General features: G+C 71.5%; 19 protein-coding genes and 1 tRNA gene. 8 read left to right on the plus strand and 12 right to left on the minus strand.

What is annotated here, in order from left to right; translation table 11 throughout:
• The first annotated feature begins 6 nt into the window (after positions 1–6).
• Complete coding sequence (locus tag ACF1A1_RS05780) at positions 7–765, plus strand: class E sortase (protein ID WP_391645807.1); 759 nt, start codon at positions 7–9, stop codon at positions 763–765.
• A gap of 196 nt (positions 766–961) precedes the next feature.
• Here the strand turns inward: ACF1A1_RS05780 and pknB are convergent, their stop codons facing one another.
• From pknB to ACF1A1_RS05810, 6 genes are all read right to left on the minus strand, one after another.
• On the minus strand, positions 962–2,959 hold the full coding sequence (gene pknB / locus ACF1A1_RS05785) for a Stk1 family PASTA domain-containing Ser/Thr kinase (RefSeq protein WP_391645809.1): 1,998 nt from the start codon (positions 2,957–2,959) through the stop codon (positions 962–964).
• A 169-nt stretch (positions 2,960–3,128) separates the two neighbouring features.
• Positions 3,129–4,604, minus strand: coding sequence for a penicillin-binding transpeptidase domain-containing protein (locus ACF1A1_RS05790; protein WP_391645811.1), 1,476 nt, complete (start codon positions 4,602–4,604; stop codon positions 3,129–3,131).
• Positions 4,601–6,040: an FtsW/RodA/SpoVE family cell cycle protein gene (locus ACF1A1_RS05795; RefSeq protein WP_391645813.1), complete on the minus strand. Its 1,440-nt coding sequence runs from the start codon at positions 6,038–6,040 to the stop codon at positions 4,601–4,603. The genes ACF1A1_RS05790 and ACF1A1_RS05795 overlap by 4 nt, the downstream gene beginning before the upstream one ends.
• Before the next feature lie 27 nt (positions 6,041–6,067).
• On the minus strand, positions 6,068–7,597 hold the full coding sequence (locus ACF1A1_RS05800) for a Stp1/IreP family PP2C-type Ser/Thr phosphatase (RefSeq protein WP_391645815.1): 1,530 nt from the start codon (positions 7,595–7,597) through the stop codon (positions 6,068–6,070).
• Between the two features lie 132 nt (positions 7,598–7,729).
• Positions 7,730–8,245 carry an FHA domain-containing protein gene (locus tag ACF1A1_RS05805; RefSeq protein WP_391645817.1) on the minus strand — a complete coding sequence of 172 codons (516 nt, stop codon included), beginning with the start codon at positions 8,243–8,245 and terminating at the stop codon, positions 7,730–7,732.
• A gap of 10 nt (positions 8,246–8,255) precedes the next feature.
• Positions 8,256–9,137 (minus strand): FhaA domain-containing protein, encoded by an 882-nt coding sequence (locus ACF1A1_RS05810; RefSeq protein WP_391645819.1) that lies wholly within the window; start codon positions 9,135–9,137, stop codon positions 8,256–8,258.
• Positions 9,138–9,548: 411 nt separating this feature from the next.
• On the opposite strand from ACF1A1_RS05810, the gene ACF1A1_RS05815 reads away from it, so the two are divergent.
• From ACF1A1_RS05815 to ACF1A1_RS05830, 4 genes are all read left to right on the plus strand, one after another.
• Positions 9,549–9,632: transfer RNA gene (locus ACF1A1_RS05815), tRNA-Leu, on the plus strand.
• A 283-nt stretch (positions 9,633–9,915) separates the two neighbouring features.
• A complete protein-coding gene (locus ACF1A1_RS05820; protein WP_391645821.1) occupies positions 9,916–11,340 on the plus strand; it encodes a DUF2252 domain-containing protein in 1,425 nt (474 codons plus the stop codon).
• Between the two features lie 207 nt (positions 11,341–11,547).
• Positions 11,548–12,345 carry a J domain-containing protein gene (locus ACF1A1_RS05825; RefSeq protein WP_391645823.1) on the plus strand — a complete coding sequence of 266 codons (798 nt, stop codon included), beginning with the start codon at positions 11,548–11,550 and terminating at the stop codon, positions 12,343–12,345.
• An 86-nt stretch (positions 12,346–12,431) separates the two neighbouring features.
• Complete coding sequence (locus ACF1A1_RS05830; protein WP_391646389.1) at positions 12,432–12,761, plus strand: rhodanese-like domain-containing protein; 330 nt, start codon at positions 12,432–12,434, stop codon at positions 12,759–12,761.
• 8 nt (positions 12,762–12,769) lie between these two features.
• Here ACF1A1_RS05830 and ACF1A1_RS05835 read toward each other — a convergent pair whose 3' ends face one another.
• From ACF1A1_RS05835 to paaA, 6 genes are all read right to left on the minus strand, one after another.
• Complete coding sequence (locus tag ACF1A1_RS05835; protein WP_391645825.1) at positions 12,770–13,939, minus strand: acyl-CoA dehydrogenase family protein; 1,170 nt, start codon at positions 13,937–13,939, stop codon at positions 12,770–12,772.
• A gap of 359 nt (positions 13,940–14,298) precedes the next feature.
• Positions 14,299–15,363: a 2Fe-2S iron-sulfur cluster-binding protein gene (locus ACF1A1_RS05840; RefSeq protein WP_391645827.1), complete on the minus strand. Its 1,065-nt coding sequence runs from the start codon at positions 15,361–15,363 to the stop codon at positions 14,299–14,301.
• Complete coding sequence (paaD, locus tag ACF1A1_RS05845) at positions 15,363–15,899, minus strand: 1,2-phenylacetyl-CoA epoxidase subunit PaaD (protein WP_391645829.1); 537 nt, start codon at positions 15,897–15,899, stop codon at positions 15,363–15,365. Before paaD ends, ACF1A1_RS05840 begins: the two co-directional genes overlap by 1 nt.
• Entirely contained in the window at positions 15,893–16,615 is a 723-nt protein-coding gene (gene paaC / locus ACF1A1_RS05850; protein ID WP_391645831.1) for a 1,2-phenylacetyl-CoA epoxidase subunit PaaC, read from the minus strand. Before paaC ends, paaD begins: the two co-directional genes overlap by 7 nt.
• Positions 16,612–16,899, minus strand: a complete 288-nt coding sequence (gene paaB, locus ACF1A1_RS05855; RefSeq protein WP_133043987.1) for a 1,2-phenylacetyl-CoA epoxidase subunit PaaB — start codon at positions 16,897–16,899, stop codon at positions 16,612–16,614. The genes paaC and paaB overlap by 4 nt, the downstream gene beginning before the upstream one ends.
• The gene (paaA, locus tag ACF1A1_RS05860) at positions 16,896–17,933 is read right to left on the minus strand and encodes a 1,2-phenylacetyl-CoA epoxidase subunit PaaA (RefSeq protein ID WP_391645833.1); all 1,038 of its coding nucleotides are present in this window, start codon (positions 17,931–17,933) and stop codon (positions 16,896–16,898) included. Before paaA ends, paaB begins: the two co-directional genes overlap by 4 nt.
• 476 nt (positions 17,934–18,409) lie before the next feature.
• Between paaA and ACF1A1_RS05865 the strand changes: the two genes are divergently transcribed.
• The 3 genes from ACF1A1_RS05865 to ACF1A1_RS05875 are packed head-to-tail and all read left to right on the plus strand — an operon-like array spanning position 18,410 to position 21,236.
• Positions 18,410–19,273 carry a DUF5819 family protein gene (locus ACF1A1_RS05865; protein ID WP_391645835.1) on the plus strand — a complete coding sequence of 288 codons (864 nt, stop codon included), beginning with the start codon at positions 18,410–18,412 and terminating at the stop codon, positions 19,271–19,273.
• A complete protein-coding gene (locus tag ACF1A1_RS05870) occupies positions 19,270–20,487 on the plus strand; it encodes an HTTM domain-containing protein (RefSeq protein ID WP_391645837.1) in 1,218 nt (405 codons plus the stop codon). The genes ACF1A1_RS05865 and ACF1A1_RS05870 overlap by 4 nt, the downstream gene beginning before the upstream one ends.
• Positions 20,484–21,236 carry a TrmH family RNA methyltransferase gene (locus ACF1A1_RS05875; RefSeq protein ID WP_391645839.1) on the plus strand — a complete coding sequence of 251 codons (753 nt, stop codon included), beginning with the start codon at positions 20,484–20,486 and terminating at the stop codon, positions 21,234–21,236. The genes ACF1A1_RS05870 and ACF1A1_RS05875 overlap by 4 nt, the downstream gene beginning before the upstream one ends.

The following is a 21,236-nucleotide window of genomic DNA, read 5'->3' on the forward strand; positions in this document are numbered from 1 at the left end:
GGGCAGATGACCGTGGCAGCGACCACCGACGACACTGAGCACGCAGAGCACACCGACGCGACCGCGTCCCCGCCCGCGCCGCGGCGCCGAGGCGGGCGGATCGCCCTGGCGGTCAGTGTCTTCGGCGAACTCCTCATCACGGCCGGGCTGGTGCTCGGCCTCTTCGTCGTCTACTCCCTGTGGTGGACCAACGTCCTCGCCGACCGCAAGGCGGACCAACAGGGCGACAAGGTCCGCGACACCTGGTCCCAGGAGGACACCGGCCCCGGCGCCCTCGACACCAAGAACGGCATCGGCTTCCTGCACGTGCCCGCGATGCGGAACGGCGAGGTCCTGGTCGAGAAGGGCACCTCCTCGAAGGTCCTCAACGACGGCGTCGCCGGCTACTACACCGACCCCGTCAAGGCCGCGCTGCCCATGGCCGGCAAGGACGGCAACTTCTCCCTGGCCGCCCACCGCGACGGTCACGGCGCGAAGTTCCACAACATCGACAAGCTGAAGAAGGGCGACCCGATCGTCTTCGAGACGCGGGACAACTGGTACGTCTACACGGTGTACGCCGTCCTGCCCGAGACCTCGAAGTACAACGTCGAGGTCCTCGGCGCCGTCCCCGAGGAGTCCGGCAAGAAGAAGGCCGGCAAGTACATCACCCTGACCACCTGCACCCCCGTCTACACGAGCCGCTACCGGTACGTGGTGTGGGGCGAGCTGGAGCGCGTGGAGAAGGTGGACGCGGACCGCACGCCGCCGAAGGAACTGCGCTGAGGGAAACGCGCTGATGGAGAGCGCGCTGAGGGAAGCGCGCTGATGGAGAGTGCGCTGAGGGAAGCGCGCTGATGGAGAGTGCGCTGAGGGAAGCGTGCCGAGGGAAGTGTGCCGAGCCGAGACGGCATCGGGCCCTGCCGGTTGATCCGGCAGGGCCCGATGTCATTGCGGTGGGTGGCGGGGTGGGGCGGTGCGGTCAGTCGTCGTCGCCGCCGGTTCCTCCGAAGAAGATCGTCCCGCCGTTGTTGTTGTTGCCGCCGTTGTTGTTGCCACCGTTGCCGCCGACGGTGACCAGGTTGACCGTCTGGCCCTTGTTCACCGTGCTGCCCGGCTGCGGGTCGGAGCTGAGGACGACGGCGTTGTCGTCGTTGGAACCGGTGATGTTGCCGACGTTCAGCCCCGCGTCCTGGATGGCCTTCTTGGCGTCCTTCAGGCTCAGACCCTGGAGGTTGCCCGGGACCTGGGTCTGGGAGCTGCGACCGATCTGGATCTGGACCTGCGAGCCCTTGTCCGCCTGCGAATTCGCCGACGGGGTGGTCTGGATGACCTTGCCCACCAGGTTCGGGTCCTGGGTGTCGACCTCGGTGCAGTTGCCGACGAGGTCGTTGGCCTGCATCTGCGCCTTGGCCTCGTCACAGGTCTTGCCGGTGACGTCGGGAACGGTCGCCTTCTCCTCCGCCTTGGCGATGGTGAGGGTGATCGTGGAGCCCTTCTCCACCTCGGTGCCGAGCTCGGGGTCCTGGGAGAGAACCGTGCCGGGCTCCTGCGGGGAGACCTCTTCCTTCGTCTCGACGACGAACTGGTACTTGTCGCCCTCCAGCAGCGTCTTGGCCTCTTCCAGACTCTTGCCCGTGGCGTTGGGCACGGCCACCTTCGGCGCGCCGGTCGAGACGACGAGGTTCACGGTGTCGCCCTTGTTGACGTCGGCGCCCGCCGCGGGGTCCTGTTCGCAGACGCTGCCCTTGGGCTGGGCCTCGCACGGCTTGTTGGTGACCTGCACCGTCAGCTCGACGTTGGTGGCCATCGTGCGGGCGCGTTCCTCGGTCTGGCCGACGAAGTTCGGTGCCTTGAACGGCTTGTCCGTGGCGCCGCCGCCGAAGGCCCACTTGCCGATCAGGATCGCGCCGACGAGCACCAGCACCGCCGCGACGACCAGCAGGATCGTCGAGGTGTTGGACTTCTTCTGGCGGCGCCGGTCGGGGCGGTCGTCGTAGCCGAAGCCGCCGTTGTCCGGGTTCATCGGAGGCAGCATCGAGGTGGCGCCGGCGTCCGTGGAGCGCAGGGCCGTGGTCGGCTGGTCGTCGGGGTAGCCGCCGTAGCCGACCGAGCCCATCGCCGCCGTGGCCGCGACCGGCTGGCCGTCGAGGCAGGCCTCGATGTCGGCGCGCATCTCGTCGGCGGACTGGTAGCGGTAGTTCGGGTCCTTGACCAGCGCCTTCAGCACGATCGCGTCCATCTCGGGCGTGATCTCGGGGTCGAAGACGCTCGGCGCCTGCGGCTCCTCACGGACGTGCTGGTAGGCCACGGCCACGGGGGAGTCGCCGACGAAGGGCGGGCGGACGGTCAGCAGCTCGTAGAGCAGACAGCCCGTGGAGTACAGGTCGGAGCGGGCGTCCACCTGCTCGCCCTTGGCCTGCTCCGGGGAGAGGTACTGGGCGGTACCGATGACGGCCGCCGTCTGCGTCATCGTCATGCCGGCGTCGCCCATGGCGCGGGCGATGCCGAAGTCCATCACCTTGACCTGGCCGTTGCGGGTCAGCATGACGTTCGCCGGCTTGATGTCGCGGTGGACGATGCCGTTGCGGTGGGCGTACTCCAGACCCTGGAGGATGCCGATGGTCATCTCCATGGCGCGCTCCGGCAGCAGCTTGCGGCCGGAGTGCAGCAGCTCACGGAGGGTGGAGCCGTCGACGTACTCCATGACGATGTACGGGATCGAGACCCCGTCGATGTAGTCCTCGCCCGTGTCGTAGACCGCGACGATCGCGGGATGGTTGAGCGAGGCGGCCGACTGGGCCTCCCGGCGGAACCGGGCCTGGAAGGAAGGGTCGCGCGCGAGGTCCGCGCGCAGCGTCTTCACCGCCACGGTGCGGCCGAGGCGGGTGTCATGCGCGAGGTAGACCTCGGCCATGCCACCACGGCCGAGCACGTGGCCCAGCTCGTACCGGCCGCCGAGGCGACGCGGCTCTTCCATAGCTACCTACCAGCCCTCTCCGTCGGTCCCGACCGGCACACGTGTGCGGCCGGAGGCTGCCGTCCGGGCATACCGTACCCGGACGGCGCTGTGTGACCTGGCCAAGCCCGTCACCCGATACAGGACCGGTATCGCAACGTGCACCGATGTGTAGGCGACGTGATGGGGGTCACTTCTTGCTGCCGATGACTGCTTCCATCACAGCCTTCGCGATGGGGGCCGCCAGACCGCCACCGCTGATGTCGTCACGGTTGGCGGAACCGTCCTCGACGACCACCGCGACGGCCACCGGCGCGCTGCCGTCGGACAGCTTCGCGTAGGAGATGAACCAGGCGTACGGCTTCTCGTTGTTGTTCAGGCCGTGCTGGGCGGTACCGGTCTTGCCGCCGACGGTGACGCCGCTGATCTTCGCCTTGCCGCCGGTGCCCTGCGGGTCGTTGACGACCGTCTCCATCATCTGCTGGAGCTTCTGCGCGGTCTCCGAGGAGACGGCCTGGGACAGCTCCTGCGGCTCGGTCGTCTCGATGGTGTCGAGGTTCGCGGCCTTGAGCTGGTCGACCATGTACGGCTTCATCAGCTTGCCGTCGTTGGCGACGGCCGCGGCGACCATGGCCATCTGCAGCGGGGTGGCGCGGTTGGAGGCCTGGCCGATGCCGCCCATGGCGTTCTGCGGCCTGTTGTCCTGCGGGTAGACGCTCTCGGCGGCGCGGACCGGAGTGTCCAGCTCCTTGTCGTTGTAGCCGAACTTCTCCGCCTGCTCGATCATCTTCTCGTTGCCGACGGTGTCGGACATCTTCGCGAAGACGGTGTTGCAGGACACCATCAGCGCGTACCGCAGCGTGGCGTTCTCGCACTCACCGTGCTCGTTGGTGAGGGGCGTGGTCGACTGCGGCAGCGGGTAGGGGTCCGGCGTCTTCGTGGCGTCGTCGATGCCCGAGACCACGCCGTTCTCCAGCGCGGCGGCCGCGGTGACGACCTTGAAGGTCGAGCCCGGCGGGTACGTCTCGCGCAGCGCCCGGTTCAGCATCGGGTCGTCGGGGTTGTTCGCCTTCTGGACCTCGTTCCAGGCCTTCTCGTCCGCTTTGGATGTGCCCGCGAACTTCGACGGGTCGTACGACGGGGTGGAGGCCAGCGCCAGGATCTTGCCGGTGGACGGCTCGATCGCGGCGACGGCGCCCTTGCCGCGGGCCGACAGCCCCTTGTACGCGGCCTTCTGCGCGGCGGCGTTGAGGGTGGTGACGACGCTGCCACCCTCCCTCTTCTTGCCCGTGATCATGTCGAGGGTGTTGCGGAAGAAGAGCCGGTCGTCGTTGCCGGTGAGGATGCCGTCCTCGAGCTTCTCCAGCTGGTTGGCGCCGAAGGCCTGCGAGGAGTAGCCGGTGACCGGCGCCCACATCGGTCCGTTGGTCCAGGTGCGCTTGAACTTGTAGTCGCCGCTGGTGTTCTCCACCGAGCCGGTGATGGCCTTGCCGTCGACGATGATGTCGCCGCGCGGGGTGGCGTAGCGCTCGATGTTGACGCGGCGGTTCTCGTCGTCGTCGGCCAGGTCGGTGGCCTTGGCGTACTGGAGCCAGTTGTCGCGGATGAGCAGGGTGAGGATCAGGAGTCCGCAGAAGATCGCGATCCGGCGCAGGGGCTTGTTCATGACGGGCGGACCACCTGGGTCATCTCGGCGTCGGGGTTGGAGGCGGGGGCGGGGGCGGGGCGGCGTGCCGTGTCGCTGATCCTGATGAGGATGCCGATCAGCGCCCAGTTGGCGATGACGGAGGAACCGCCGTACGCCAGGAACGGCATCGTCATACCGGTGAGCGGGATGAGGCCCATCACACCGCCGGCGACGACGAACACCTGGAGGGCGAAGGCGCCGGAGAGGCCGATGGCGAGCAGCTTGCCGAACGGGTCGCGGGCGGCGAGGGCGGTGCGCACACCGCGCTCCACGATCAGGCCGTACAGCAGCAGCAGCGCCATGACGCCGGCCAGGCCCAGCTCCTCGCCGAAGGTGGCGAGGATGAAGTCGGAGTTGGCGGCGAAGCGGATCAGCTCGGAGTGGCCCTGGCCCCAGCCGGTGCCGAGGGTGCCGCCGGAGCCGAACGCCCACAGGGCCTGCATCGCCTGCTCGGAGTGGCCGACCTCGCCCGCCCGGGAGAGCGTGTACTCCTTCATGGGGTCGAGCCAGGCCTGGACGCGCTGCTGGACGTGCGGTTCGAAGCTGGCCACGCTGACCGCGCCGGCCGCGGACATCAGCAGACCGAAGACGATCCAGCTGGTCCGCTCGGTGGCGACGTACAGCATGATGACGAACATGCCGAAGAACAGCAGCGAGGTGCCCAGGTCGGTCTCGAAGACCAGGATCAGGATCGAGATGAACCAGACGACCAGGATCGGGCCGAGGTCGCGGCCGCGCGGCAGGTAGAGGCCGAGGAAGCGGCGGCTGGCCAGCGCGAGCGCGTCTCGCTTCACCATCAGATAGCCGGCGAAGAACACCGCCAGCACGATCTTGGCGAACTCACCGGGCTGGATGGAGAAGCTGCCGACCTGGATCCAGATCTTGGCACCGTAGATGTTCCGGCCGAGTCCCGGCACCAGCGGCAGCAGCAGCAGGAACAGCGCGCCGACCATGGAGATGTAGGTGTAGCGCTGCAGGACGCGGTGGTCCTTGAGGAAGATCAGCACCACGATGAAGAAGGCGATGCCCAACGCCGTGTACATCAGCTGGCGCGGCGCGGCCGTCCCGGCCTGCTGGATGGACTGGAGCAGCTTGGACTGGTCCAGACGCCAGATGGCGACGAGTCCGAGTCCGTTCAGCAGCGTGGCCAGCGGCAGCAGCAGCGGGTCGGCGTACGGCGCGAACTTGCGGACCACGAGGTGGGCGACGCCGGCCAGCAGGCCGAGGCCCAGGCCGTAGGCGAGCAGGCCGGACGGCACCTGCTCGTTGATGGCGAGGCCGACGTTGGCGTAGGCGAACACCGGGATGACGACGGCGAACACCAGGAGCGCGAGCTCGGTGTTGCGCCGGCTCGGTGTACCGATCGAGCCGATCGTGGACGTGTGGTGCGTCGGCGTGTTGGTTGTACTGCTCATCGTGTGACGGGGCCTCTCACGGCTTGCCTACTGCTTACCGCACAGCGAGACGACCTTCTGCTCTTCCTCGGAGAGGGTGGGGCCGGGGCTGGGAGTGGCGGTCGCGGTTGCGGTCGGGGACGCGGACACCGAGGGGCTCGGTGTTGCCTTGGACGTGAGGGAGGAGGGAGTGGTTCCCGTGGTGCCCCCGGCCTCGCCCTCGCCGGTCTTGGAGGTCTTCTGGGTCCGGGTCGTGGCCGACTCCACCTGCTTCTTGCACGCGGAGGCCTGCACGGCCAGCTCGTCGATCTTCTTGCGGGCGGTGGACAGGCTGCCCGCGGGGATCGTCGCCTCGACCTGCTTCTGCTGGTACTCGGGGAGGTACTTGAGTTCGATCTCGGGGTGGTCCTTCTCCACCTTCGAGAGCGAGACCCAGGCCAGGTCCTGGCTGATGCCGCGGTACAGCGCGAGGTGCTCGCCCTTGGTGCCGACGTAGTACTGCGTCTGCGTCCAGCGCCAGCCGCCGTACAGCCCGCCGCCGATGACGGCGAGCGTGAGGGCGGCGTAGAACGATCTCTTCAGCCACCTGCGGTTCTTGCGGGGCTTGACGAAGTCGTCGTCGGTGTAGTCGCCGAAGCCGCCGGTGGGGATGAAACCGGTCACGTCACCGGAGCCGGGCGGGCCGAACTCGCCGGCCCCGCCGTGTCCGTGGCCCTGGCGTCCGAGGCCGGCGGCGCGGCCGGCCGGGGTCTGCATGATGCCGTTGTCGTGCAGCTGGTGCTGGTGCTGGTTCTCGGCGACGGCGCCGACCACGACCGGGGTGTCGGACAGCTGCCCGGCGAGGGTGTCGCCGGTGTCGAGGTCGAGGACGTCGGCGACGATGACGGTGATGTTGTCGGGTCCGCCGCCGCGCAGCGCGAGCTGGATCAGCTCCTGCACGGTCTCCTGGGGGCCCTGGTAGCTGGCGAGGGTGTCCTCGAGCGTCTGGTGGGAGACGACCCCGGAGAGGCCGTCGGAGCAGATCAGGTAGCGGTCACCGGCCCGGACCTCGCGGATCGACAGATCGGGCTCGACGTGCTCGCCGCTGCCCAACGCCCGCATCAGCAGGGAGCGTTGCGGGTGGGTGGTGGCCTCTTCCTCGGTGATGCGGCCCTCGTCGACCAGGCGCTGCACCCAGGTGTGGTCCTGTGTGATCTGCGTCAGCACGCCGTCGCGCAGCAGGTACGCGCGCGAGTCGCCCACGTGCACGAGACCGAGCCGCTGGCCCGTCCACAGCAGGGCGGTCAGCGTCGTCCCCATGCCCTCGAGCTGGGGGTCCTCCTCGACCATGGCACGCAGCTGGTCGTTGGCGCGCTGGACGGCCGCGCCGAGCGAGGTGAGCACGTCCGAGCCGGGCACGTCGTCGTCGAGCGCGACGATCGTGGAGATCGCCTCGGAGGAGGCGACCTCACCGGCGGCGGCGCCACCCATGCCGTCGGCGATGGCGAGCAGGCGCGGACCGGCGTAACCGGAGTCCTCGTTGCCCTCCCGGATCATGCCCTTGTGCGATCCGGCGGCGAAGCGCAGTGACAGACTCATGCCCACCTCGCCCGTCGGCCCCGGGTACAGCCGGTCGTGTCGAGCCACACTGCCCACCCTCCGGTCGGGAGCGCGCCGGGGCCCGGAGTGCCGGCCGCCGCTGCGTGCTCGCTCCGCTCGCTCATTGTCGTACTACTTCCGCAGCTCGATGACGGTCTTGCCGATACGGATCGGCGCGCCCAGCGGGATCGGTGTGGGAGTCGTCAGCCGCGTTCGGTCGAGGTACGTGCCGTTGGTGGAGCCCAGGTCCTCGACGATCCACTGGCCGTCGCGGTCCGGGTAGATCCTGGCATGGCGGCTGGAGGCGTAGTCGTCGTCCAGCACGATCGTGCTGTCGTGCGCGCGGCCCAGCGTGATCGTCTGGCCCTGGAGCGCGACGGTGGTGCCGGTGAGGGTGCCCTCGGTCACCACGAGCTTGGAGGGGGCGTTACGGCGCTGGCGGCCACCGGCGGCCTGCTGGCGCTGCTGCGGGGGCGCGGCGGCCTGCCGGGCGGCCTGCTGCTGGCGCCCGGCCTCCCGGCGCGCGCCGCGCTGGGTGACCCGCGTACCGAACAGGTCGCTGCGGATGACCTGCACGGCCACGATCACGAACAGCCACAGTACGGCCAGGAAACCCAGCCGCATGACCGTGAGGGTCAGCTCTGACATTGCCCCCGCTTCACCCTTCGGCTTGCCGGTAAATGATGGTGGTGCTGCCCACGACGATCCGCGAGCCGTCGCGGAGCGTAGCGCGGGTGGTGTGCTGCCCGTCCACCACGATGCCGTTGGTGGAGCCGAGATCCTGGATCGTCGAGGGCGTTCCGGTCCGGATCTCACAGTGCCGGCGGGAGACGCCGGGGTCGTCGATCCGCACGTCGGCCTCGGTGCTGCGGCCCAGCACGAGCGTCGGGCGGGAGATCTGGTGGCGGGTGCCGTTGATCTCGATCCAGTGCCGGGTGCGGGATCCGGGCTGCGGGGCGCCGGCCAGGCCGCCGCCTCCGGCCGCGCCGGGGCGCTGGGCCCCCGCGGCGGGCGGGTAGCCGTAGCCGCCGGGCCGGGCGCCGGGGGCGCCGGGCGGCGGCGCGGACGGCATGGGCGGTGCCGCGGTGGCACCGGCGGGCGGGTAGCCGTAGCCGCCGGGGCGCTGGCCGCCGGCCGGTGCGCGCTCGGGCGCCTGCTGGCTGCTGGAGGAGGCGAGCGTACGGCTGCGCACCCGGTACAGGCCGGTGTCGAGGTCGTCCGCCTTCTCCAGGTTGACCTTGATCGGCCCCATGAAGGTGTAGCGCTGCTGCTTGGCGTAGTCGCGCACCATGCCGGCCAGCTCGTCGCCGAGCTGGCCCGAGTAGGGGCTGAGACGCTCGTAGTCGGGCGTGCTCAGCTCCACGATGAAGTCGTTGGGCACGACCGTGCGGTCGCGGTTCCAGATCGTCGCGTTGTTGTCGCACTCCCGCTGGAGCGCTCCCGCGATCTCGACGGGCTGGACCTCGGACTTGAAGACCTTGGCGAAGGTGCCGTTGACCAGACCCTCGAGACGCTGCTCGAACTTCTTCAGGACTCCCATGGGGCACCTCCTCCGTCGTGACTTGCGTCCCGCGTCCTGCTGCTTACCTGGTACTGCTTACTGATCGTATCCACGCGCCGGTGAATCGGCTGGTTCCCCCTGTCGGCCCCGTCGACGGGTGTCGACGCCCTCCTCTGTACCTGCTTATGCCCAGGATCGTAGAGGCGGCCGAGGACAAGTGTCCCGCACCTGACTGTGGACCTCGTCCGGCTCCTGGGGAGACGGTCGTCATAGGTACGAGGTTGATACGTGAACCGGTCGTCGCCGAGACGTACGGAGGTTGCCGGACGCCTCCCTGGTGACCCCTGCCCCGGGGAAAGGGATGTGAACGCACCCTTCCCTGCGTGCTAATGTTCTGCGTGTCGGAAGGCGCCGGGCAGAAAAGCCCACAAGCCCGAGGACACACCCAATGCGCGGGTGGCGGAATAGGCAGACGCGCTGGATTCAGGTTCCAGTGCCCGCAAGGGCGTGGGGGTTCAACTCCCCCCTCGCGCACAACAGTGGAAGCCCCGCAGGTCTTGGACCTGCGGGGCTTCTTCGTGTTCAGCCATGGACGGGGCAGGGTGGGGCGGGCGGGCGCGGGCTTTGCCGTGCGTGAGGTATCTCACGGGGTGTGGGGGGCTGCACCCGGGGTTGTCCACAGGCGGAGAGTTGTCCACAGGGCCTGACGCGGGCCGGCTGCCGGGCTGTACGGTCGGCACGAGTTGATGTTCGGCTCGTCGGGCCGGTGTTACCAGCCCTGTGTACGAGCCATGTGTGACGTGCGGGGGAGGCGGTCGTGGTGACCGAGGGCGGAGTGGGGACGGGCGCGGGCACGGGGCCGCGGCTTCCCCGGGTGCGTGGTTTCGCCGAGTGGCCCGTCGCGGGGGCGCCGAAGGAGGAGGGCAAGGCGCTGCGCGGCCGGGTGCCGCGCGCGGCGCACGCCGGGTTCGAGCTGGACGCCTCCCGCCCCGACGCGGTGATGGCGGTCGAGGAGTCCAACCGGGGCCGCATCCCCGAGCTCACGCCGATACGGGTGGGCCGGATGGCGGCCACGCCGTTCGCGTTCCTGCGCGGCTCGGCGGGCCTCATGGCGTACGACCTCGCCCGCACCCCCATGACCCGGATCCGCGCCCAGATCTGCGGCGACGCGCACGCGGCCAACTTCGGCCTGTACGGCGACGCCCGCGGCGGTCTGGTGATCGACCTGAACGACTTCGACGAGACGGTCGACGGCCCCTGGGAGTGGGACCTCAAGCGGCTCGTCGTGTCGCTGGTGCTCGCGGGCCGGGAGGCCGGTGCCGACCAGGACACCTGTCGCAAGGCGGCACACGACGCGGCCGGCGCCTACCGGCGCACCATGCGGCTGCTGGCCAGGCTGCCGGTGCTGGACGCGTGGAACGCCATCGCGGACGAGGAGCTGGTCTCCCACACCGACGCCCACGACCTGCTGGGCACCCTGGAGCGGGTCTCGGAGAAGGCGCGGGCCAACACCAGTGGGCGATTCGCGGCGAGGGCGACCGAGCGGACGCCGGAGGGCGGACGCCGCTTCGTCGACGCGCCGCCGGTGCTGCGGCGGGTGTCCGACGCGGAGGCCTCGGCCGTGGCCGCGTCCCTGGAGCAGTACGTGACCACGCTCTCGGAGGACCGCCTGCCCCTGCTCGCCCGGCACGCGGTGCACGACGTCGCCTTCCGCATCGTGGGCACCGGCAGCGTGGGCACACGGTCGTACGTCGTGCTGCTGCTGGACCACCGGGGCGAGTCGCTGGTGCTCCAGGTGAAGGAGGCGCGGCCGTCGGCCCTGGTGCCGCACCTGCTGAGCGCCGGCTTCGAGGCACCGGAGGCCGGTCACGAGGGCCGCCGGGTGGTCCTCGGCCAGAAGCGGATGCAGGTCGTCAGCGACATCCTGCTCGGCTGGACGACGGTCGAGGGCCGTCCCTTCCAGGTCCGCCAGTTCCGCAACCGCAAGGGAAGCGTCGACCCCGCCGCCCTCGCCGCCGACCAGATCGACGACTACGGTCGGATGACCGGTGCCCTCCTGGCCCGTGCCCACGCCCACAGCGCCGACCCCCGCCTCGTGGCCGGCTACTGCGGCAAGAGCGAGGAGCTGGACGAGGCGATGGCGGCGTTCGCCGTCGCCTACGCCGACCGCACCGAGGCGGACCACGCGGAGCTGGTGGCGGCGGTGCGGGCGGGGAGGATCGCGGCGGAGCTGGGAGTGTGACGGCGGGGTCCCGATGCGGGGTGTCGCCGCGGCGGAGACGATGACGCCGAGCGACCTCTCGGTCTCGCCGAGCCTGGACACCCACTCCTCCCCGGGTGGCGGGCGGCCACGCCGAAGCGCCGCTCGACGGCCTTGAGCAGCTTGTTCCCCTCGTACTCCTCGCGGCGGGCTCCCGGTGCTGTGCCGGGCTTGGCCTACGCTGGTCGGGTGACGACCCCCGAAGCTGAGCAGTCGCGGCCCGAGGAGCGGCTGGAGCAGGCCGTGCGGGCCGCTGAGCAGGCGCTGATCGAGTTCGAGATCGCGGTGGAGACCTTCCGCGTCGAGGTCGAGAACTTCTCGCGGCTCCACCACCAGAAACTCGGTCCGATGTACGCCCGGCTCGACGAGCTGGAGGCGCAGATAGCCGAGGCCCGGGCCGCCCGTACCGGCGACCCGGAGGACCTGCGCAGGGCGGCCGAGGCGCGGGCGCGGGTGCTGCCGATGCCCGGGGTCGAGGAGCTGTTCCACGGCTGGATGGACGGGAACGGGCTGTCCCCGGAGGCCGCGGCGATGCTCACGGACCAGTCGGTGCGGCCCCCGGAGCGGGTGCGGCCCAGCGACGAGGCCCGCAAGCTCTACCGCGAGCTGGCCCGCAAGGCCCACCCCGATCTGGCGCAGGAGGACGCGGAACGGTTGCGGCGCGAGGAGTTCATCACCCGCGTCAACGCCGCCTACGCCCGCGGCGACGAGGCTCTGCTGCGCGAGCTGGCCGAGGAGTGGGCGGCCGGTCCGGCGCCCGCGGAGCGGCGGCCCAGTCCCAGCGAGGAGCTGTACGCCCGTCTGGAATGGCTCGCCGAGCGCAAGGAGATGCTCGCGCTGGTCGCGCGGGAGCTGGAGGAGGGCGCGATCGGCGCGATGCTCCGGCTGGCCCCGGACGATCCCGACCGTCTGCTGGACGAGATCGCCGATCAGCTGCTGGCGGAGGTCGCCAAGAAGGAGGCCGAGCTGGCGGAGCTGGTGGGGTAGGGGCCCGCGGGTCGGGTGGCGGTGGCGGGCCCGTGAGGGTGTGCGTGGCTTCGGGTAGCGTCGGGGGTATGAGTTTCGGAGCTGGTGTGCCCACGGTCCAGGTCGGTGACCTCAAGGACGGCGACTTCCTGCTGGACGTCCGCGAGGACGACGAGTGGCAGGCGGGCCATGCCGAAGGGGCCTTGCACATCCCCATCAGCGAGTTCGTCGCGCGGTACGGCGAGCTGACCGAGGCGGCTCCGCAGGACGGGCGGGTCCATGTGATCTGCCGTTCCGGTGGCCGTTCGGCCCAGGTCACGATGTACCTCGTCCAGCAGGGCATCGACGCGGTGAACGTCGACGGCGGCATGCAGTACTGGGCGGCGGTCGGCCGCCCGGTCGTGACCGACGAGGGGCAGCCGGGCTTCGTCGTGTAGGGCGGGCGTCAGCCGAGGGGATGGGCGGCCAGCAGGTCGCCCAGGGCCTCCTCGTGCGCCGCGGCCGGGCCGAGTGACAGTTCCAGGTGCTTGGCCCAGGCGTGGTAGCGGTGCAGCGGGTAGTCGACGTCGGCGCCGAACCCGCCGTGCAGATGCTGCGCGGTCTGCACGATCCGCCGGACGCCCTCCGACGCCCAGATCTTGGCCACGGCGATGTCGCCTGAGGCGGGCAGCGCGCCCTGGGCCCCGGAGGCGATCCGCCAGGCGGCCTGCCACAGGGTGACCTCCATGGCGCGCAGGTCGATGTAGCGGTCGGCGGCCTGGACGGCGACGGCCTGGAAGCTGGCGATCGGATGCCCGAACTGCTTCCGTTCGCTGGTGTAGTCGCCGGTCATGCGCAGGACGCGTTCGCCGAGGCCGAGCGCCAGCGCGCAGGTCCCGATCGCCAGCAGTCCGCGCAGCCACTCCCAGGCGCCGTCGGCGGTGATGACGTCGCGGGCGCTGATCCGCGCCGATTCCAGGCGCAGTTCGCCGAGCCGTTCGCCGGTGGTGGAGATCTGTTCGGCGAGTGCGGTTCCCGCGTGTCCGCGGGGCACCAGGGCGAGGATGCTGCGGTCGTCCCCGGTGCGGGCGGGGACGAGGATGTGGTCGGCGTCGTACGCCCACGGCACCGCCGTCTGGACTCCGTCGAGCACCCAGTCTCCCCCGCTCCCGGCTCCGTCCGAGCGGGCGGTGCCCTCCTCGTCCTGCCGGGCGGTCACGGCGAGTTCGGCCGCGTCGTGGCCGGTGCGGCCGTGTGCGGCGACGGTCAGGACGACCTCGCCCCGGCCGGCCCGCGCGAGCAGCGCGGACTTCAGCTCAGACCCGCCGTAGGCCTGTACGGCGGCCGCGGCCGCGCTGGTCTCCAGGAGCGGGACCCTGGCCAGTACCTTCGCCGATTCGCGCAGCACCAGGCAGAGCGCGACGGCGTCCAGGCCGGCCCCGCCGGACTCCTCGTGGAGCAGCAGACTCAGCAGGTCCGCGTCGGCGAGCCTGGCCCACAGCGTCCGGTCGAAGTGGTCGGCGACGGCACCCCTGGTGAGGGCCGGGCTGGGCACGCCGTCCGGTGCGACGTCGGCGAGGACTCCGCGCGCGGCCTCGGCCGCCGCCTGCTGCTCCTCGGTGAAGGTGAAGTCCACGGCCTGTCCTCCTGACGGGTCAGCTGATCTGACGGAGCGTCAAGATAGAACAGGTTCTAGGAGAAGGGAACGGCCGGGCAGGGGGAGGGGGCTTTCCCGCCGCAGGGGTTCACTCGCCCCTTCCCGGGCTCCGGCACCGCGGCTCCTCCGTGGTCCACCGGCCCGTCCTCGACTTCTCGGCGGTCCCGGGCCGGTCCTCACCGGTCGGTCCTTCCCCCGCTTGTCCGCGGTTCGCCGGACCCTTCCCGCCGGTCGTCGCGGATGGGCGTCACCCCGAGCGGGACCCGGTGCCGAAGGGCCTGGCGCACCCGGCTCCCCGCCGTACACCGGCCCTTCCCGGCTTCTCCCGGCCCGGCCCGTCAGCGGTCGAAGTCCACCTCCACCGTCTCCGTCAGCGGATGCGACTGGCAGGCGAGGACATAACCCGCCTCCGTCTCCTCCGGCTCCAGCGCGAAGTTGCGGTCCATGCGCACCTCGCCGGAGACCAGGAAGGCCCGGCAGGTCCCGCACACTCCGCCCTTGCAGGCGTAGGGCGCGTCGGGGCGGTTGCGCAGGACCGCCTCCAGGACCGACTCCCCGTCCCGCACGGGCCAGCTGCCGCCCCGGCCGTCGAGGCGGGCGGTGACCGTGGCGTGCGAAGGCGCGCCCGTGGGGGCGGTGGAGGGGGCGGTGACGTCCACGTGGAAGATCTCCTCGTGGATGCGGGAACGGGCGACGCCGAGTTCCCGCAGCGCCCGCTCCGCGCCCTGCACCAGCCCGAACGGCCCGCACAGGAACCATCCCGCCACGTCTGCCACGGGCAGCAGCGCCGGCAGCAGTGAGGTCAGCCGCTGCCGGTCCAGCCGTCCGGAGGGCAGCCCGGCCTGCTGTTCCTCCCGGGAGAGCACGGTGACCAGGTGCAGCCGGTCCGGATACCGGTCCTTGAGGTCGGCGACCTCCTCCAGGAACATCGTCGAGGCGGCCGTCCGGTCGCTGCGGACGAGACAGAACCGGGCCTCGTGCTCGCGCGCCAGCAGGGTGGAGACGATCGACAGCACGGGTGTGATGCCGCTGCCGCCGACGATCGCCGCGTACAGGCCGGGCGCAGGCTCGACGGTGAACCGGCCCGCCGGTGTCATCACCTCCAGCTCGTCGCCGACGGCGATCTCCTTGAGCGCGTACGTCGAGAAGGCCCCGCCCTCGACCAGCCGCACGCCCACCCGCAGGGTGCGCGGACCCTCACCGCCGGGCTCGGGCGCGGGCGAGCAGATGGAGTACGTCCGCCGGATCTCGGTCCCGTCGGCGGTGTGCCGCAGGGCGAGGTGCTGGCCGGGGGCGTGCCGGTACTCCTCGCGCAGGTGGGCGGGGACGGCGAAGGTGAGGGCGACGGAGTCGTCGGTGAGCCGGTCCACCGCTGCCACTGGGAGCGGGTGGAAGCGGGCCATCACAACTCCTTGAAGTGGTCGAAGGGTTCACGGCAGGTGAGGCAGCGCCGCAGCGCCTTGCACGCGGTGGAGGAGAAGCGGCTGAGCAGCTCGGTGTCGGCGGAACCGCAGTGCGGGCAGCGGACCGGGTCGTCGGCCGGCTCCACCGGGGTGTTCCCGCGGGTCGGGCCGAGGGTGAGGGTGACCGGTTCCGACGCCGACAGGGTGCGCGGGGGCGCTATGCCGAACTCCCGGAGCTTGCGGCGCCCTTCGGCGGAGATGTCGTCCGTCGACCACGCCGGCGTGAGCACCGTGCGCACGGTGACGTCACGGACGCCGTGGTCGCGCAGCGCCCGCTCGATGTCCACGGACATCGCCTCCACGGCCGGGCAGCCGGTGTAGGTCGGGGTCAGCTCGACCACGACGGCCTCGCCGTCACGCACGTGCACCGCGCGCAGGACGCCGAGCTCCAGGAGCGTGAGCACGGGCAGTTCGGGGTCGGGCACCGAGCCGGCGACCTCGAGGAGTTCCGCCTCCAGCGGGGTGAGCGTCACCATGACGCCCCCGGGTGGCTGCGGTGCAGGTGCTGCATCTCGGCGAGCATCCGGCCGAAGGACTCGGTGTGCAGGCCCTGGCGGCCCGCGCCGGCGCTCCACGCCCCGGTCCGCGGCCCCTCGGGCAGATCGAGACCGGCCCGGCGCAGCACCTCCCCGACCGACTCCAGCCAGGCCGTCTCCAGCCCCGCCCAGTCGGTGTCGATGCCGTCCACCGGCCGGAACATCTCTCCGGTGAACCGCCACAGGGCGGTGCACGCCAGCCGCATCCGCTCATGGCTGAGGTCCGTGCCGTCGCCGAGCCTGAGGGTCCACTGCTCGGCGTGGTCGCGGTGGTAGGCGACCTCCTTGACCGCCTTCGCCGCGAGCCCCGCGAACGGGCCCTCCGCGGCCGCCAGCCGGTCGTACAACAGGTGCTGGTAGGTGGAGAAGTACAGCTGGCGGGCGATGGTGTGGGCGAAGTCGCCGTTGGGCTGCTCGACCAGCTGCACGTTGCGGAAGGCGCGTTCCTCCCGCAGGTAGGCCAGTTCGTCCTCGTCGCCGGCCATCGACAGCAGGACGCGGGCCTGGCCCAGCAGGTCGAGGGCGATGTTGGCGAGGGCGACCTCCTCCTCCAGCACGGGCGCGTGGCCCATCCACTCCCCCAGACGGTGGGAGAGCACCAGGGCGTCGTCGCCGAGGGCGAGGGCGGCGGTCTTCGCGTCGAGGGTCGTGGTCACAGGTGCTTCACCCCCTCCGGGATCTCGTAGAACGTCGGGTGCCGGTACGGCTTGTCGGCGGCCGGTTCGAAGAACGGGTCCTTCTCGTCGGGTGAGGAGGCGGTGATCGCCGCGGACGGCACGACCCAGATCGAGACGCCCTCGCCGCGCCGGGTGTACAGGTCGCGGGCGTTGCGCAGGGCGAACTCCGCGTCCGGCGCGTGCAGGCTGCCGGCGTGGGTGTGGGAGAGGCCGCGGCGGGAGCGCACGAAGACCTCCCACAGGGGCCAGTCGGTGTTCGTCATGCCTGCTTCGCTCCTGTCCCGCCGGTGCCCGCCGCACCGCTGTGCCTGGCCGCGTAGGCCGCGGCGGCTTCCCGTACCCAGGCGCCCTCGTCGTGTGCCCGCCTGCGCTGGGTGATCCGCTGTTCGTTGCACGGACCGTTGCCCTTGAGGACCTCCTTGAACTCCGACCAGTCGATCGGGCCGAAGTCGTGGTGCCCCCGCTCCTCGTTCCACCGCAGGTCCGGGTCGGGGAGGGTGAGGCCCAGGGACTCCGCCTGGGGGACGCAGATGTCGACGAAGCGCTGGCGCAGCTCGTCGTTCGAGTGGCGCTTGATCTTCCAGGCCATCGACTGCGCGGAGTGCGCGGACTCGTCATCGGGCGGGCCGAACATCATCAGCGACGGCCACCACCAGCGGTCCACCGCGTCCTGCGCCATCGCGTGCTGCTCGGGGGTGCCGCGGCTGAGGGCCAGCAGCAGCTCGTACCCCTGGCGCTGGTGGAAGGACTCCTCCTTGCAGATGCGGACCATCGCGCGCGCGTACGGGCCGTAGGAGCAGCGGCACAGGGGCACCTGGTTGGTGATCGCGGCGCCGTCCACCAGCCAGCCGATCGCGCCGACGTCCGCCCAGGTGAGCGTGGGGTAGTTGAAGATCGAGGAGTACTTCTGGCGGCCGGTGTGCAGCTTGTCGAGCAGTTCGTCCCGGCCGGTGCCGAGGGTTTCGGCGGCGCTGTAGAGGTACAGGCCGTGGCCCGCCTCGTCCTGGACCTTCGCCATGAGGATGGCCTTGCGGCGCAGGGAGGGCGCGCGCGTGATCCAGTTGGCCTCCGGCTGCATGCCGATGATCTCGGAGTGCGCGTGCTGGGCGATCTGGCGGACCAGGGTGGCGCGGTAGGCGTCGGGCATCCAGTCGCGGGGCTCGATGCGCTCGTCGGCGGCCACGGCGGCGTCGAAGGCGCGCTGGTGGACGTCCTCGACGCCGACGGCGTCCGCTGTGCCGTCGTAGGCCGCGTGCTGCTGTGTGCGGGCCGGCTGGTGCGCGGCTGCTGTCGCCATGCGGTCCCCCTCGACCTTTGGGCTCTGACCGAGCCTTCTCCCGACCGATCGTTCGGTCCGTGCGATTCCATGGTGAGTCGGCCGTCGTAAGGTGTCAACCGCTGTGGACAACCTGCGGGCCTGCCTGTGGACAACCCGCGCGCGCCCGCCGGACCACGTGGCGCGGCGCTCGTCGGGCCGGGCCGGTCCTGGGGGAAGGCTGCGCGGTGCGGGTGGGGCTGAGTACCGTTCCGTGCGGCGACCGTGCGACGCCCGTACGAAGGCCGTCCGGCTGTGCGCGGTGACGCGCAGGGGCGCGGTGGTGTGCGGCCGAGCGGGCCGCCGGGGCGCGGCACAGCAGTCGGAAGACGACCGGAATCGGGGAACGGGGCGGAATGGACGCGTACGACGGAGGCTCTGGCGCTGCGCGGGAGGCGCAGGCGAAGGCGGAGGCGGCGCGAGGACCTGGGGCGGGGCGGCCCACGGACGGGCCGCCGGTGAAGGACCACCCGGCCGCCGCCCGGGCCGGGCTCCCGGAGGCGCACCCTGGTTCCTCCGGAGACGAGAACACCGACGCCCGACCCCGTTCCCTCCCCGGTCCAGCCGCTGAGGCCGTCGAGGCCGGCCCCGGGGCCGCACCCGGCGAGTTCGCGGCCCCCGCCGCCATACCCACGCCCGCCCCCGATCCCAGGCCCGTCCCCGCCCCCGACCCCCGCACCGGTGTGGCCGCGCTCTCCCCCCGCTACCAGACGGTCGCCGCCCTGGCGCTCGCGGTCGTCGCGGTCGCCGTCTGCGTGCACCTCGGCATGGTCTTCCTGCACGTCGCGCCGTCCAACACGGTCACCAAGACGCACGGCAAGGCGATCGACGAGTGGGTCTACCCGGAGTTCGAGCAGAACTGGAAGCTGTTCGCGCCGAACCCGTTGCAGCAGAACATCGCCGTCCAGGTCCGCGCCGACATCCGCACGGCGGACGGCTCCTCGCGGACCACCGCCTGGTACGACCTCTCCGCGCAGGACGGCCGGGACATAGACGGCAACCTGATGCCCAGCCACACCCAGCAGAACGAGCTGCGCCGCGCGTGGGACTTCTACCTGGGCTCGCACGACTCCGACAACCGGGCGCTGAGCCCGCGCGGCGCCCTCTCCGAGGAGTACCTGCGCCGCATCGTCGTGCTGCGTCTGGAGCGCGGCGGCGCGGCCGGGAAGGGCGGCCTCATAGAGCGGGTCCAGGTGCGGTCCAGGACCACCAACGTGCCGGCTCCCCCGTGGAGCGCGGACAAGGTGTCGTCGACGCCGGCGTACCGCGTGCTGCCCTGGTGGTCGGTGCCGGCCGCCGAGGCCGAGGGAGGCGTGCGATGAACCGGTTGTCCCTGTCGGTGTCCGCCGTCATAGCCCGCGTGACCGAGTCCGCGCTCGGGCCGTACCAGACCGCCGTGATCCGCATCGGCTTCAGCCTGACCTGGCTGCTGTTCCTGCTGCGCGAGCTGCCCCACCGCACGGAGCTCTACGGCCCCGACGGCCCGTGGAGCTGGGAGCTGGGCCGGCGGCTGATCGACGGCAACGGCGCCTTCACGGCCCTGATGTGGTCGGACGGGCGGGGCTGGTTCGAGGCGGTGTACGCGCTCGCGGTGCTGGCGAGCGCGCTGCTGCTGCTCGGCTGGCGCACCCGCACGATGTCGGTGCTGTTCATGGTGGGCGTGCTCTCGCTGCAGAACCGCAGTGTCTTCGTCGGCGACGGCGGCGACAACGTGCTGCACCTGATGTCGATCTACCTCGTGTTCACCCGCTGCGGCCAGGTGTGGTCGCTGGACGCGCGGCGGGCGCGGCGCGCGGCCGAGGCCCGCGCGCGGGGGGAGCGGGTGACCGACCGGGTCGGGCCCGTGTTGTGGTGCGTGTCCGGGGTCGTACTGGTCGCGGCGACCGGGACGGGCCGCCTCGACGGCGACTGGATCGTGCCGGCGATCCTGTGGGCGGCGTGGGCCGCGCAGGGCCTGTGGTGGGCCGTGGGACGCCTGACGCAGTCCGCGGAGCCCCGGATCCTGCTGGACGTCGTCACCAACGTCCTGCACAACGGCGCCCTGCTGGTGATCATGGCCGAGGCCTGCCTGATCTACGCCACGGCCGGCTGGTACAAGATCCAGGGCTCGCGCTGGCAGGACGGCACCGCCGTCTACTACCCGCTGCACCTCGACTACTTCTCGCCCTGGCCCGCCCTCGGCGACCTGCTGTCCTCCAGCGGCACGATGGTGATGCTCGTGACGTACGGGACGGTCGTCGTGCAGGTCGCCTTCCCCTTCACGCTGTTCAACCGGCGGGTGAAGAACGTCCTGCTGGTGGCGATGATGACCGAGCACGCGGTGATCGCCGTGGTCCTCGGACTGCCGTTCTTCTCGCTGGCGATGATCGCGACCGACGCGGTGTTCCTGCCGACGCCGTTCCTGCGCCGGCTGGGCGGCTGGGCGGCACGCGCGCGTGACGCGGCCCTGTCGCGGGACCGCGCCGTCGTGCCGGGGCAGCGGGACGGGCGGACGTCCCAGGACGCCGAACCCAGCCGCGTAGGCTTCACGGCATGACCGACCCCCTCGCCCCGTGGCGCCGGCTCGCCGACGCCTCGGTGCTGCTCGACGGCTTCCACGCCCTCAAGCACGCCGTGCGCTTCGGGGCCGAGGTCCAGATGGCGGTCGCCGTCGACCGGCGGGCGGTGCTCGCGCTCGCCGACGAGCTCGCCCCCGACGTGCGGGCGACGCTGGACGCGCTGCTGACGGAGGTGCCGCAGGAGACGTACGCCTCGCTCGTGCCGCGCCCGCATCCCACCGCCGTGGCCGCCCTGGCCGTACGGCCGTCCCGCGAGGCGCGGCTGCGGGTGCTGGCCCGGATGCCGCGCACCGCGCCCGTCGTGGTCCTCGACGAGCCGCGCAACCTGGGCAACGCGGGAGCCGTGATCCGGCTGGCCGCCGGTTTCGGGGCGACCGGGGTGGTCACCACCGGCACCCTCGATCCCTGGCACCCGACCGTCGTGCGCGGCGGGGCGGGGCTGCACTTCGCGACCGCCGTGGAACGGCTGACCGTCGATGAACTGCCGCCCGGCCCGGTGTTCGCGCTCGACCCGGAGGGCGAGGACATCCGGGGTGTGAAGCTCCCGGACGACGCCGTCCTCGCCTTCGGATCGGAGCGCAGTGGGCTGTCCCGCGCGCTCCGCGCGCGGGCCGACCATCTGCTGGCCCTGCCGATGCGCCCCCAGGTCTCCAGCTACAACCTCGCGACCAGCGTGGCCATGACGCTGTACCACTGGAGCGCCGGCGGGGGCGCGGCGACCGTCTAG

Source organism: Streptomyces sp. NPDC014995, assembly GCF_043080745.1.
GTDB lineage: Bacteria > Actinomycetota > Actinomycetes > Streptomycetales > Streptomycetaceae > Streptomyces.

What these genes read in the sequence shown, in the direction of transcription:
- ACF1A1_RS05810 (WP_391645819.1), bottom strand. Translation starts at nt 9,137, where the DNA reads ATGGGAGTCCTGAAGAAGTTCGAGCAGCGTCTCGAGGGTCTGGTCAAC.
- paaA (WP_391645833.1), bottom strand. Translation starts at nt 17,933, where the DNA reads ATGGCGACAGCAGCCGCGCACCAGCCGGCCCGCACACAGCAGCACGCG.
- ACF1A1_RS05800 (WP_391645815.1), bottom strand. Translation starts at nt 7,597, where the DNA reads ATGAGTCTGTCACTGCGCTTCGCCGCCGGATCGCACAAGGGCATGATC.
- paaB (WP_133043987.1), bottom strand. Translation starts at nt 16,899, where the DNA reads ATGACGAACACCGACTGGCCCCTGTGGGAGGTCTTCGTGCGCTCCCGC.
- ACF1A1_RS05875 (WP_391645839.1), top strand. Translation starts at nt 20,484, where the DNA reads ATGACCGACCCCCTCGCCCCGTGGCGCCGGCTCGCCGACGCCTCGGTG.
- ACF1A1_RS05870 (WP_391645837.1), top strand. Translation starts at nt 19,270, where the DNA reads ATGAACCGGTTGTCCCTGTCGGTGTCCGCCGTCATAGCCCGCGTGACC.
- ACF1A1_RS05840 (WP_391645827.1), bottom strand. Translation starts at nt 15,363, where the DNA reads ATGGCCCGCTTCCACCCGCTCCCAGTGGCAGCGGTGGACCGGCTCACC.
- pknB (WP_391645809.1), bottom strand. Translation starts at nt 2,959, where the DNA reads ATGGAAGAGCCGCGTCGCCTCGGCGGCCGGTACGAGCTGGGCCACGTG.
- ACF1A1_RS05780 (WP_391645807.1), top strand. Translation starts at nt 7, where the DNA reads ATGACCGTGGCAGCGACCACCGACGACACTGAGCACGCAGAGCACACC.
- ACF1A1_RS05790 (WP_391645811.1), bottom strand. Translation starts at nt 4,604, where the DNA reads ATGAACAAGCCCCTGCGCCGGATCGCGATCTTCTGCGGACTCCTGATC.
- paaD (WP_391645829.1), bottom strand. Translation starts at nt 15,899, where the DNA reads ATGGTGACGCTCACCCCGCTGGAGGCGGAACTCCTCGAGGTCGCCGGC.
- ACF1A1_RS05795 (WP_391645813.1), bottom strand. Translation starts at nt 6,040, where the DNA reads ATGAGCAGTACAACCAACACGCCGACGCACCACACGTCCACGATCGGC.
- ACF1A1_RS05805 (WP_391645817.1), bottom strand. Translation starts at nt 8,245, where the DNA reads ATGTCAGAGCTGACCCTCACGGTCATGCGGCTGGGTTTCCTGGCCGTA.